At 70.1% G+C, this 12511-nt stretch carries 10 protein-coding genes; 3 read left to right on the forward strand and 7 right to left on the reverse strand.

The window, feature by feature from the left end:
* Positions 1–4: 4 nt before the first annotated feature.
* The 6 genes from AC1MFL_RS07520 to AC1MFL_RS07545 all read right to left on the reverse strand — a co-directional run bounded on the left by AC1MFL_RS07520 (position 5) and on the right by AC1MFL_RS07545 (position 7943).
* A complete protein-coding gene (locus tag AC1MFL_RS07520) occupies positions 5–805 on the reverse strand; it encodes an ABC transporter permease (RefSeq protein ID WP_479815376.1) in 801 nt (266 codons plus the stop codon).
* Positions 806–920: 115 nt separating this feature from the next.
* A complete protein-coding gene (locus AC1MFL_RS07525; protein ID WP_479814456.1) occupies positions 921–1940 on the reverse strand; it encodes an ABC transporter ATP-binding protein in 1020 nt (339 codons plus the stop codon).
* A gap of 19 nt (positions 1941–1959) precedes the next feature.
* Entirely contained in the window at positions 1960–3120 is a 1161-nt protein-coding gene (locus AC1MFL_RS07530; protein WP_479814458.1) for a LolA family protein, read from the reverse strand.
* Positions 3121–3276: 156 nt separating this feature from the next.
* On the reverse strand, positions 3277–4011 hold the full coding sequence (locus AC1MFL_RS07535; protein WP_479814460.1) for a hypothetical protein: 735 nt from the start codon (positions 4009–4011) through the stop codon (positions 3277–3279).
* Between the two features lie 42 nt (positions 4012–4053).
* A complete protein-coding gene (locus AC1MFL_RS07540; RefSeq protein ID WP_479815378.1) occupies positions 4054–6801 on the reverse strand; it encodes a PEP/pyruvate-binding domain-containing protein in 2748 nt (915 codons plus the stop codon).
* A 104-nt stretch (positions 6802–6905) separates the two neighbouring features.
* Complete coding sequence (locus AC1MFL_RS07545) at positions 6906–7943, reverse strand: universal stress protein (RefSeq protein WP_479814462.1); 1038 nt, start codon at positions 7941–7943, stop codon at positions 6906–6908.
* Between the two features lie 478 nt (positions 7944–8421).
* Between AC1MFL_RS07545 and AC1MFL_RS07550 the strand changes: the two genes are divergently transcribed.
* The gene (locus AC1MFL_RS07550) at positions 8422–9048 is read left to right on the forward strand and encodes an FAD-binding protein (protein WP_479814464.1); all 627 of its coding nucleotides are present in this window, start codon (positions 8422–8424) and stop codon (positions 9046–9048) included.
* Between the two features lie 137 nt (positions 9049–9185).
* On the opposite strand, the gene AC1MFL_RS07555 is transcribed toward AC1MFL_RS07550, so the two are convergent.
* Positions 9186–9779 (reverse strand): copper resistance CopC family protein, encoded by a 594-nt coding sequence (locus AC1MFL_RS07555; protein ID WP_479814466.1) that lies wholly within the window; start codon positions 9777–9779, stop codon positions 9186–9188.
* A gap of 106 nt (positions 9780–9885) precedes the next feature.
* Between AC1MFL_RS07555 and AC1MFL_RS07560 the strand changes: the two genes are divergently transcribed.
* Both AC1MFL_RS07560 and hutG read left to right on the forward strand, forming a co-directional pair.
* A complete protein-coding gene (locus AC1MFL_RS07560) occupies positions 9886–11328 on the forward strand; it encodes an NCS2 family permease (protein WP_479814468.1) in 1443 nt (480 codons plus the stop codon).
* Positions 11329–11519: 191 nt separating this feature from the next.
* A complete protein-coding gene (hutG, locus tag AC1MFL_RS07565) occupies positions 11520–12509 on the forward strand; it encodes a formimidoylglutamase (RefSeq protein ID WP_479814469.1) in 990 nt (329 codons plus the stop codon).
* The last annotated feature ends 2 nt before the right edge of the window (positions 12510–12511 follow it).

A 12511-nucleotide genomic window follows, 5' to 3' on the forward strand; every position in this document is an offset into this window, starting at 1 on the left:
GCCGTTAGGAGAGCACGTCCTTCGTGATGAACCTGCCGTAAGCGAGCGCACCGAAGACTGCGACGTAGCCGCCCTGCAGCAGCAGGTTCGTGAGGAAGGAATCCCACGCGATGGGCTGGCGGAGCAGGTCCGCGAAGTCCAGCCAGTAGTGGCTGAACAGCCACGGATGCAGCCAGTCCAGCTGGGGCAGCGCGTCGAGGACCTGCGAGACCACCGAGAGCACCACCGTGGACGCCATCGCACCGACGGGGACGTCCGTGAGGGTGGACATAAAGAGCCCGATCGCCGACAGGCCCGTCAGCGAGACGGCAAGGTAGGCCGCTATCAGCAGCAGCCGCAGCAATGCCTCGGCCGCGTCGATCGAGTCACCGGAGAGCAGTGTGACCGGGCCAACCGGGAAGAGTGCTGCTCCGATCGCCGCCCCGACGAGTGCCACCACGAGCGGCGCTGTGATGGCGAAGGCCACCGCCCCGGCGTATTTCACCAGCAGCAGCCGGACCCGGCCTGCCGGCGCCACCAGCAGGTAGCGCAGTGTTCCCAGCCCGGCCTCGCCGGCCACGGTATCCCCTGCGACCACCCCCACGGTCAGCGGCAGGAACAGCGGAACGGACACGACCAGGGCGGTGACGCCGACGAACAAGCCGTTCTGGGTAATCCGGTCCAGGAACGCCGGACCCCGTCCCGCCGGCACCGCGGAGGACAGCCGGACCGCCACGGCGATCAGGATCGGGATGGCTGCCAAAGCACACAGCATGGCCCAGGTCCTGCGGCGGCGGAAGAGCACCCCAAGTTCGGATGCGAACAGGCCCCGCCCCCACCGGCGCTGCCGGGTGGGCGCCGTGGCGGGGCTGCCGCCGGAGCCGGAGGCACTGCTGGCAATGTTCCCCTTCCGCGGGCCGGACTTGTCACTGGACAACTTTTCACTGGACAACGTCGAAGCCCTCCCCCGTCAGCGCCACAAAGCGCTCTTCCAGGCTGACCTGTTCCGTCGCGAACCCGCGGACCCGGACACCGGCGGCCACCAGGGCCGCCACGACCGCCTCCGGCGCGACGGCCCCGGGGCCCGCCGCCGCCGTCGCGGGAAGCGGGGCGTAGAGCACCTCGCCGGCGCCGCTGGAATCCGTACTGCCGGGCGCCGCGGAGGTGGCCACGCGGTCCACGGCCGCGCTCAGGCCCAGCCGGGCCAGGACCTCGGCCGCATTCCCGGCGTCCGGGGTCAGCACCCTGATCCGGGCCTGCCCTGCCTGCCGCAGCTCCGCCAGAGTCCCCTGTGCCACCAGCCGGCCCGCGCTCATGATGGCCGCGTGCGTGCAGATTTGTTCCACTTCAGCCAGCAGGTGGCTGGAGACGAACACTGTGGCGCCGTCGGCCGCGAGCGAGCGCACCAGGCTGCGGACCTCCCGGGTGCCCTGCGGATCGAGGCCGTTGGTCGGCTCGTCCAGGACCAGGAGTTCACGCGGCGCCAGCAGGGCGTTGGCGATGCCCAGCCGCTGTTTCATGCCCAGCGAATAGGCCCTGACCTTCTTGTCCGCGGCATGCGTCAGCCCCACCCGCTCCAGCGCCGAGTGGACCCGGGCAGCACGGGTGGCGGCGGGAACGTGGGGGTCCGCGGCGTCGAGCCGGTGCAGGTTGGCCGCGCCAGAGAGGAAAGGGTAGAAGGCCGGTCCCTCAACCAGGGCACCCACGCGGGGCAGCACCTCGCGCAGCTGCCCCGGCATGTCCTGGCCGAGGAGCCGGACGGATCCGGACGTGGCCGCGGCGAGTCCGAGCATCAGCCGGATCGTGGTGGTCTTGCCCGAGCCGTTGGGGCCCAGGAAGCCGAAAACCGAGCCTTTCGGCACGGCCAGGTCGACGCCGTCGACGGCCAGCTGGTGCCCGAAGCGCTTGCTGAGACCGGAGGTCTCGATGCTTAGTTCCGTCGCCGGCCCGACGGCGGTCACGCGGCGGTCACCGGGTGGTTCACCGCTGCGCGGCGGCGGACTGCAGCCGCTCCAACGGCACGGAACCGGCGAGGACACGCCCGTCGTCGAGGATCAGCACGTTCACCAGCGATGTGGACACGAGCTTGCCGCCCGGGACGGCCACCGCGGCCTGTTCCAGCAGCGCGGCGGCGCCGGGCCGGGTTCCGTGCGGGTCGGCGGTGCCAGGCTGCTGCGGGTTGGCGGCCGCCGGGTCCGGCGCTCCGGTTTGAGGCGGGGTCTGGTTCGGGAGCGTGATGGCCCCCGCCGGGAATTCGAGGACGGACTCCCAGCCTGTTCCGATCACGGTGGGCCGCTTCGCGGCGTTCGCTGTGCGGGCGTCCGGCGGCACAGCAGCGGCATCGGCCTTGTGGTCCGCCAGCGGAATTTCCTTCACGGTGGCACCGGGCGGCGGAGTGAAGTTGAAGAGGGAGGCATCCGGGGCCTCAAGCTTGAGGCTGGTAAACGCGACGCTGAAGGCCGGCGCGGACTGGCCCCGGGCCTTAACTTCGACGCCGAGCGGCAGTCCGCTTTCGCCGTCGACCGCGATGGCGACGGACGCCAGGAGGGTGAGGTCCGACTTCGGGGTGAGCACGAGGTTGTAGGCTGCCCGTCCGGCCACCCGGGTATCCGGTCCCACGGTTACCTCGGTGCCCGGGTCGAGTTTGGCGAGCAGCTTGTCGGCCAGCTCCGCGGGGGTCTGCGTTCCGGGACGGGACGCGTGGCGGCCGGCGGCATCGGCAGGCAGCTGGGCGTGGGCAGCCGTGTTGTCCTTGGAGTTGTAGAACCAGAGGTCGTTGCCGTTCGTGACGGCGTCCCGTTCCGCCATCTTGTCCATGACCTGTACGCGGGCCTTTCCTGGACCGTCAAGGTAGACGCGGGCGGCGTGGGGTCCGGTGAGCAGCTCCAGCCAGGCGGTCTCCGGGGACCCCGCACCGGACGCGGACGTCGGAAGGTCCGGCAGGCCGATCTCGGAGCTCTGTTCCAGCGTCCCGGACAGTGATTTTTCCCCGTGCTGGGCGACCATCAGCAGCACCTGCTGCGGAGTCTTCTCCGGCAGCGGGTCTCCGGCGCTCGCGGGAAGGGACCCGGACAGCACACCGGCCGCGATCACGGCGGGCACCGCCACAGCAGGGATCCAACGCAGCCATTTGCGCGTCATGGCAACCGCGCTCCAACCTTGCAGCTCATGATTCAACAGTACGCCCGGGATTGGCCCGTTTCACCCCCGCCGGCGGATTGGTCCTTCTCGGAGTCCGGGCGTGCGGCCGCCGTGGTCGTGGCCCGGTTTCAAGGCTCGGTTTTCAAGGCTCGGTTTTCAAGGCTCGGTGAAAACGTTCAGCGTCAGCTCGACCGCCCCGAGCAGGAGCGCGAGGACCGAAGTCCCGAGTCCGGCAACGAGCAACAACCCCGGGTGGGCGAGTCCCACGACGACCCGCCTGAGACGTGGCCTGCCGCGTAGGAACTTCCTGGGCAGCCCGCCCGGCGCCGGGTCCTGCCTCCAGCCGCGGAGCCGCCGGAGGAACCATGCGCAGCGAACGATGAAGGCCAACCAGAGCACGGACACCACAAGGGGAACCGCGGCCAGCAGGAGATTGAACCCGAGGGCCGTGACCTCCCGCTCGGAAGCGCCGACAAGGGACTGGATGGTGGTGGAGATCGAGGCGCTCATGACCACCGAGACACCCCACACGAGAAACGCCGCAGTAAGGGCGAGGAAGCGGACGAAGAAGTGCCCCAGCACGGAGTCCTTCCGCGGCTTGAGATACCGGCGCGGCGTGCCCCGCAGCAGGGCGATGGTCGCCAGCAGGGTGGGCAGGGCCGCCATACCGACCATTACGTACCAGGACCAGCGGGCGAAGTCGAGGAAGTCGTCCGCGACGATCAGGACCGCCCAGAATCCCGTCCAGGCCCAGCCGGCCGTGAGGGGCCGGCGGACCAGCCAGCCGGGCAGCCAGGGGTCGTCGACGGCGGGCTGCGCCGGGCTGGGCGCCTCCTGCCGGTGTTCCGGCACGGTTTCCTGCCGGTGTTCCGGCACGGTTTCGTCTCGCACCGGCGGAGGGGGCCCTGCGCATCGCTCATGTCCACCCTGTCGCTAAGGCCCCGCCGGCGGGGCGCCCGGCACCACGGTGCCGGCGGCGCCGTCGACCGTGATGCTGTGCCCGGTGACGATCAGCGAGGTGGCGTCCGGAACCCCGACCACTGCCGGGATCCCGTACTCACGGGCCACGACGGCGCCATGCGAGTTGGGTCCGCCCATTTCCATCACCAGGCCGCCGGCAGTAAGGAATAACGGCGTCCAGCCCGGATCGGTCGACGGTGCCACGAGGATCTCGCCGGGCTCCAGCTGCGCACCCTGCGGCTCCAGGATGACGCGGGCCGCGGCGGTCACCGTGCCGGCCGACGCCGGGGTGCCCGTCAGAACCCCCGCGGCTGCGGGATCGGTCCCGGCATGCAGAGCTTCCGGTTCCGTCCCGTCCGAGAGCAGCACCCGCGGGATGTGCCGGCGGCCCAGTTCCTGGGCATAAGCGTCCCGGCGCTGCGCCACAACGTCGTGCAGCGGCTTCCCGGCGAGGCCGTCGCGGGCCTCGACCAGATCGAGGAAGAAGACGTCATCCGCTTCGGCGATGCGGCCGGAGCGGGCCAGTTCCGTCCCAATGGCCTGGAGCTGCCCGCGCACCGCGGCCAGGGCCTCGACGATGTGGTACTTCGGCAGTTCCCGCAACCCGGCGAACATCCGGGTGCGCTTCAGTGCCGCCCGCACCAGCGCAGCCCGCAGCCTGCTCCGCTTCTCCGCGGCTGCGGCAAGCCGCTCCATCTGCGCGCCGGCGTCGCGTGCCGCCCTGCTGAACTGCCGGTCCGGGGCCTGCCCGGTGTCCTCCAGCCGCAGGTAGTTGGCCAGGACTCCGAGGATATGGGCCGGGTCGTCGGACCAGCGGGGCATGCCCACATCGATTTCCGCCACGGCCCGGTGCCCGTAGCGGCTGAGGAACCCGGCCAGCCCCGACTGCACGGCGGCGGGCAGCTCACGGGCCCGGTAGCGGCGGACCAGCTCCGGGACCCCTGTTTCATCGAACACAGCGCCGTCGAACACCGCGGCGGATCCGGCGTCGGCCCGGATGTCGGAGGCGAGCCGCCAGAGGGCCAGATCCATTTCGGTGGTCACGTTGTTGGGCAGCCCCCGCAGGACCGGCTGCAGGGCCCCCGGGCCGCCGTCGGGCCCCAGCAGCCTGCCGGCGGCTGCCAGCAGGGCCAAGCCCAGGGCGGGCAGCGGCAGGATGTTGGGCACCACGGGGAAAAGTTCCTGCCCCAGGATGCGCTCCACGTGGTCCAGCCGCTGCACCGGCGTCGACCCTGCCGGCACCACGAGGGCGGCCCGGAACCGTTGGCCGAACCGTTCCGCCCGGCGCAGCGCGGCCTCGGGACGGAACAGGGCGCGCAGCAGCGACTCCGGGACCCTGGCCCGGGCTGCCACGGGGGCGACATGCCGCAGCAGCCGCCACGGGGACCGGCTGGTGACGGAAAAGCGGGGGTCCGCGAACAGCCGGCGCAACACTGCCGCCGAGCGGGCCTCCATGACGTCGAACACCCGGGGCACGATCGCCCGTCCAACGGCGCTGCGCAGCACCGGGGTGAGGTCGAAAAACAGCCGCTGACCCGCCTGGACATAGGGTGCCGGCCCCTCGCGAGGCTCAGGAACGTCGAAATGCGCCGCGCGCGCCACGGACGAGGCAATCAGCCGGAACGCTGCCAGTCCCATCGGGGTCAGCGGGCGGGTCAGGCCCTGGGCCAGGCTGAAGCACAGGTAGACGCATGTCCCGTCCCGGATCCGCTGCCGCTCCGGCAACGGGTACAGTGTGGTTATGGGCCGCGACTGCGTCAGCCACGCCTCCGCGCCGCCGTCGACGGCCCATTCGAGGTCCTGCGGCGCGCCGAAGTGCACCTCGGCGCGGCGGCCAAGGAGCTCCAGCGCGGCAAGCTGGGCGTCGTCCAGGCAGGGCTGCGACCCGGCCACGGACAGCTCGATCCGTTCGGTTCCCCCGCCGGACAGCGGCCGGATCGCCATGCCCTTGCTCCCGATCCTGCGCTCGAGGACCGTTTGCGTGCCGCTGTCGACGACGAAGTGGTCCGGGTTGACCGCACCGGAAACCACCGATTCGCCGAGCCCGGGGCTGGCATCGATGACCGCCTCATGCCGCCTGCCGGTCACCGGATTCGCGGTGAACAGGACCCCGGCCACGGCTGCGTCCACCATCCGCTGGACCACCACGGCAAGAGCCACCGTCGACGGGCTGATCCCGTGGCCGGCACGGTAGCTCACGGCGCGGTCCGTCCAGAGCGACGCCCAGCACTGCCGGACGGCGGCCAGGAGCGCGTCAAAGCCCACGACGTTCAGGAAGGTGTCCTGCTGGCCCGCGAAACTGGCGAACGGCAGGTCCTCGGCGGTCGCGGACGAGCGCACCGCCACGGGCACATCCGGTCCCAGTGCCGTGTAGGCGCTCCGGACGGCCTCGGCGATGTCAGCGGGAACCGCCGCGGCAAGTACGCGACCGCGGGCCTCGGCGGCCTGGCGGGCGAAGCCCGGAAGGTCATCCGGGGCGGTCGAGGCCAGGCCGGCATGGACGGTGTCGAGTCCGGCGGGCGAGGTGGCACGCCGGTAGGCGTGCGTAGTCAGGCAGAAACCGGCCGGAACCGGCAGCCCGGCCCGCAGCAGTTCACCGAGGTTGGCCGCTTTGCCGCCGACGTCGGGAAGCAGCTCCGCGCCGACCAGCTCCAGGCCGAGCACCAGGGCGTGCCGCGGTTCCTGGGGCGGTTCCTGCTGCGGTTCCTGCTGCGCTTCCAGCCGCGTTTCGTGCTGCGGCACAGCGGGGCCGGGGGGCTGCTCCACCTGACGGTCCTCCCTTCCGCGCTCGACCGGCTCGCTCGATCTGGTGTGGGACTCCCCGGCTACGAATCCCCGAGGATGGGCCCGAAGTTCACCCGGTCCGCCAGCCGGGGATCGTCCCGGTCCGGAACCACCATGACGGGGCCCTTGGCGTGATGCAGGATGCCGTCCGAGGTGGAACCAAGCAGCATCCCGGCGAAGCCGCCGCGGCCGCGGGTGCCGACGACCACCAGTTCCACGTGCCGGCTCGCCTCGACGAGGATGTCTACGGGCGATCCATCCACGAGCTGGTTCTCCACCGTGAGGTGCGGAAAGTGGCTACGGATCCAGGCGGTGCCGGCGTCGAGCTGGACCCTGATGTCGGCGAAGAGCGCCTCGCGGTCCATCGGTGCCGGGACCCAGGCCAGCGAGCCGTTGTACTGCGGGACTGCGCACACCACCCGCAGCCGCGCCGAGAGCCGTTCGGCCTGGGCTGCCGCCTCCAATACCGCCACGCGGGCCTGTTCAGAGCCATCGACCCCTACCACCACAACGTTTTCGACCGGGACGTGCCCGGATTTCGCCCGCTCCGCGAGAACGTGCCTGTCGTCGGTGGTTTCGCCCAGCCGGTCCGCGCAGATCAGGGGCACGGTGACCGTGGGACATTTGGAGTGCGCGGGCAGGGCACTGCTGACGGAGCCGAGCAGCCGGCCGACGAAGCCGCCCCGGCCGCGGGTGCCGAAGACCAGCAGCTCTGCGGTTTCGGACATTTCCAGCAGGACGCCGGAGGCGTCGCCGTTTTCGACGGAGGCGTCGACGTCAATGTTGTACCCCGCGACCTTGTTCACGGCCTGCTGCAGGATGGCCTCCGCGCCTTCCCGGATCACCGAATCGTCGACCGTCGCGTAGCCCCCGTCGAGCCCCGAGGCAGCGAAGATCGGCACGGAATAGGCGGTCACAATGTGCAGCGGACGACGGCGGCGCTCGGCCTCGCGGGCCGCCCACACCAGGGCGCACTTGCTGTGGTCGGACCCGTCGACGCCGACGACGATCCCCCGGGGAGCTGCGGAGCCGCCGGGGGCATCCCCTGCCGGATCCGGATGAACCTGTTCTCGGCCCATGGGGTCCGCCTCCTTGCGATTCTTGCCTGATGTTGCGGCTATTCTGCCAGACGTGTCCCCGTGCAGCGTCCACTGGCGACGCACACCGGATTCTGCGGGCAAGAACCCCTGGTTTTCCTCACTATTCTCGGTTTGCCGGGAACAATCAAGCGGGCAGCAGCACCGCCCGAATAACAAACGTCGCCCAGGATTTACCCAGTGTTTACACGTCGTCCGGTGACCCCGGATGACGGCAAATGAGGTCCTCCGCGCCGCCGGGAAAGCGCGGAAATCCAAGGTCGAGCCAATGTTTCAGCTGCTCTATCCAAGGCGGGGAATGTTAGGTAGTCTTCGAGGCGTTGCTGAACCGAGACTCGTGTTTCAGAAACGCCCCGCCGGCTGGTGGTGCGTTGAGGGCGCGGGGACGGATCGGGCAACGCGTCCGGGGCACCGTCCCGGCACCTGGAACCATTCGAGGAGGGACCCTGCAGTGTCGAGCATGCCTATATCCGGGGGCATCGAGCGGACCGCCGCCGTCGTCATCGGCACCGGTCTGTCCGGGCTGGCGGTCGCCAGCGAGCTGCAGCGGCGCGGCGTGGACTCCATCATCGTGGACGGCCTCGATCTGCTCGGTGCCGGGCATCCGGCCAACACCTCCTCCCTGCAACGCTGCGACGCGGCCGACGCCGGCAGCCTGCGGGAGCGCAACGAGATCCTACGGCACCTGCGCAACTACGCCGCCAGCCACAAGCTGGATGTCCGCAACAACATCCGGGCCCTGGAGCTGGACCACCTCGACGCCGGCGTCAGCGGGCCCACCCAGCAGTGGGCCGTCCGCACCCCGGGCGGCTTGCTCCTGGCGGACCATCTCGTCCTGACCCGCTGCGCCCACAGCCAGCTGCGCCGGATGCTCTCCGAGCTCGGGATGGCCGCGGGCCAGAACCTGATGACGGGCATGCACGCCCTCGGAATGTACCTCGTGGGCGTGGGCGAACTCATCACGCCGACGCCCAAGGAAGTGCTGCGCCAGGCCAAAGTGGTGGGACAGGCGATCTCCGCCAAGGTCTACCCCGACGGCCTTCCCGCCACGCTCCCCGGGGGCTACGCCCTCGCCGCACCGGCCTAACCGGCCCCGCTGCGTCCCGGACCGCCGTCGCAAGGTTCCCAAACCGCCGTCGCGCGGTCACCAACCACAACGCGGGGTCAGATACGGTCCATCAAGCGGCGCCGGATGGGCCGCGTCTGACCCCGCGTTGCTTACGGTTAGCTGTCGGTGCGGTCGCCCGGGCCAGGCTTGAGCCGGCTCTTGGCCATCAGGCCCAGGACCACCAGGATGCCGATCGCCGTTCCGACGAAGATCACAATGCTCCATGGGAAGGGTTCCGCTGAGCTGGCCGGCTTTGACGGCTCCGGCGTGATGCCCGGCTGGGCGGTTCCCATCGTGGGGACTGCGGCAGCCGCCGTCGAGCCCGTGGCCGCGGCGGTGGCGGTGAACGTGAAGTTGCCTTCGATGGGGTGCCCGTCCGAGCTGGCGACGCGCCAGGTGACAGTGTAGAGCCCGGCCGGGGCGCCGGGCTTGAGCTTCTGCGCGGCGACGTTGTCCACGATCTCCACGGCGCCATCAGCCCAGTTGGTGCCCGCGGCGTCGCTCACCACGATCTGTGAGCCCAGCGCCAGCGGGTTCCTGTTGAACGTGACCGAGACTTTTTCGGGCGGCGTGGCCACCGTCGCGCCGGAGGCCGGGCTGGTGGACTCGGCGACGTCGTGGGCCGACGCTGGAGCAACGGTCCCCAGCAGGGCGGCGGCGAGGATCGAGGCACCCAGCAGGGCGCGCAGAAACTGTCGGATGAGGCGCATGGAACTGCTCCTAGTGTTGGCTTCCTTACAGACTAGGTGAAATCGGCCGGACGCCGGGTGCCCGCCTAATAGGATTCAAGTAACCATCCACATCCCCGGAGGATTAATGCTTAAGCAGGGCTCTGCACTCGACCGGTACTTCAAAATATCCGAGCGGGGGTCGAACTTCTCCCGCGAGATCCGCGGAGGCTTCGCCACCTTCTTCGCCATGAGCTACATCGTGGTGTTGAATCCCCTGATCCTCTCGGGCCCCGATTCCTCCGGTGACACCCTCGGCTTCCCCGCCGTCGCCGCCGTGACCGCCCTTGTGGCTGGCATCCTGACCATCCTGATGGGTGCCTGGGCCAAGCATCCCTTCGCGCTGGCCACGGGCCTCGGCGTCAACGCCTTCGTCGCCGTGACGGTGGCCACCAACCCCGGCCTGACCTGGCCCGACATGATGGGCCTGGTCGTGCTCTCGGGTGTCACCATGCTGATCCTGGTGCTCACCGGTTTCCGGACAGCTGTGTTCAAGGCGGTCCCGGAGGGGCTGAAAACCGCGATCGTGGTCGGCATCGGCCTGTTCATCGCCCTGATCGGCCTGGTCAACGCGGGCTTCGTGCGCCGCATCCCGGATGTCGCCGGCACCACCGTTCCGGTCGGTCTGGGCTTCGACGGCAAGCTTCTGGGCTGGCCCACCCTGGTGTTCGTCTTCGGCCTGATCCTGACCATCGCCCTCGTGGTCCGCAAGGTCAAAGGCGCGATCCTGATCGGCATCGTTGCCTCGACCATCCTGTCCGTGATCCTGGAATTCACCCTGCACATCGGCCCCAGCTTCGACGGCAAGACCCACAACCCGGCCGGCTGGTCCCTCGTGGCCCCGAAGTTCTCCGAATGGGCGGCCCCGGACCTGTCGCTGATCGGCAAGGCCAACCCGTTTGGCGCGTTTGAGCACCTCGGATTTGTCGCCGCGACCCTGCTGGCGTTCGTGATCCTGCTGAGCATCTTCTTCGACGCCATGGGCACCATGGTGGGCCTGGCCATCGAGGCCGGGACGATCGACAAGGACGGCAACATCCCCAACGTGGACCGCGTGCTGCAGGTGGACGCGCTCGGCGCAATCATCGGCGGCGGCGCCTCGGTCTCCTCGAACCAGATCTACGTCGAATCCGGCGCCGGCATCGGCGAAGGCGCCCGGACCGGACTGGCCTCAATCGTCACCGGCCTGCTGTTCCTGGTGGCCATGTTCTTCACCCCGCTGATCAACCTTGTGCCGTTCGAGGCAGTGGCCCCCGCACTCGTCGTCGTCGGCTTCATGATGGTCTCCCAGGTTGGCAAGATCGACTGGAAGGACCTGGGCATCGCGATCCCGGCCTTCCTGACCTTCACCCTGATGCCGTTCACCTACTCGATCGCCAACGGCCTGGGTGCCGGCTTCATCATGTTCGTCCTGATCCGCACGTTCCAGGGCCGCGCCCGCGAGGTGCACCCGCTGATGTGGGCTGTGGCCGCGGCGTTCCTGCTGTTCTTCGCGATCGGCCCGATCGAGGCAGCGCTGGGCATCCACTAGCCACCACCCCCTGCCCCTCCCGCATCCTTCCGCCGAGGTGAGACTTGGCGCCCATGTTTGTCCGGCAAAACATCGGCGCGAAGTCTCACCTCGGCGGCGTTTTGGGGTGTTTCAGGGCGGATTCCGGGATTTCGGACAGTTCGACGGCGGCGCTGCTGGTTTTCCGGCCCGGGCTGCGGTGAGCTAGGGGCATGGTTTCTCCCGCACCCGTCGTTGATGTCCCGCCGCAGCCCTGGACCGGACGGTTCGACGGCGACGGCGCCGAGCACCTCCGCTGGTGGCAGGCCGTCACGCCGTACGCACCGCGCCGCGCCCGCCCTGCGTCTGTGACCCGCCCTCCGTCTGCGGCGGGGCCTGCTTCCGCACGCCCCGCGGTCATCCTCGGCTTCGGCAGCGATGCCGGGGTGCGCCGCAACAAGGGCCGCACCGGCGCCGCCGCGGCGCCCGCCGCGATCCGCGCAGCCCTCGGCCCGCTCGCTTTCCACCTCGCCCGGGACGTGCACGACGCCGGCGACGTCACCGTGGCCGGCGATGCGCTGGAGGCCGGGCAGGCGCGTGCCGGGCTCGCGATCACCAGCCTGCTCGATGCCGGGCAGCTCCCCGTGGTGCTGGGCGGCGGGCACGAGACCGCATTCGCGAGCTACCTGGGTGTGGCCGGCTCGGCGGCGGTCCGCGAGGGCCTGCGTGTGGGCGTGCTGAACCTGGACGCCCACTTCGACCTCCGCGACGAGGCAGTGCCCAGTTCCGGCACCCCGTTCCTGCAGATGGCCCGCGCTGAAGCCGCCGCGGGCCGCGAACTGAACTACGCCGTCGTCGGGATCTCCGAACCCAACAACACCAGGGCGCTTTTCCGCACGGCCGAGGACCTCGGCGTCGACTACCTCCTCGACGAGGACTGCTCGGCGGAGGCGGCGCGCACTTTCGTGGCAGCGTTCCTGGCGCAGGTGGACGCCCTGTACCTGACCATCGACCTGGACGTGCTGCCGGCCTCGGTGGCTCCGGGGGTAAGCGCACCGGCCGCGTACGGCGTGCCGATGGCGGTGATCAGCGCGGTCTGCCGCCAGGTGGCTGCGAGCGGGAAACTCCTGCACCTCGACGTCGCGGAGCTGAACCCGGAGTTCGACCTCGACCACCGCACCGCGAAGGTGGCGGCACGGCTGATCAGCACGCTGCTGGGGTAGCC

It is taken from the genome of Arthrobacter sp. BG3, from assembly GCF_056680185.1.

Coding starts and splice junctions, on each gene's coding strand:
- hutG (WP_479814469.1), top strand. CDS start 11,520: ATGGTTTCTCCCGCACCCGTCGTTGATGTCCCGCCGCAGCCCTGGACC.
- AC1MFL_RS07550 (WP_479814464.1), top strand. CDS start 8,422: ATGCCTATATCCGGGGGCATCGAGCGGACCGCCGCCGTCGTCATCGGC.
- AC1MFL_RS07560 (WP_479814468.1), top strand. CDS start 9,886: ATGCTTAAGCAGGGCTCTGCACTCGACCGGTACTTCAAAATATCCGAG.
- AC1MFL_RS07530 (WP_479814458.1), bottom strand. CDS start 3,120: ATGACGCGCAAATGGCTGCGTTGGATCCCTGCTGTGGCGGTGCCCGCC.
- AC1MFL_RS07555 (WP_479814466.1), bottom strand. CDS start 9,779: ATGCGCCTCATCCGACAGTTTCTGCGCGCCCTGCTGGGTGCCTCGATC.
- AC1MFL_RS07545 (WP_479814462.1), bottom strand. CDS start 7,943: ATGGGCCGAGAACAGGTTCATCCGGATCCGGCAGGGGATGCCCCCGGC.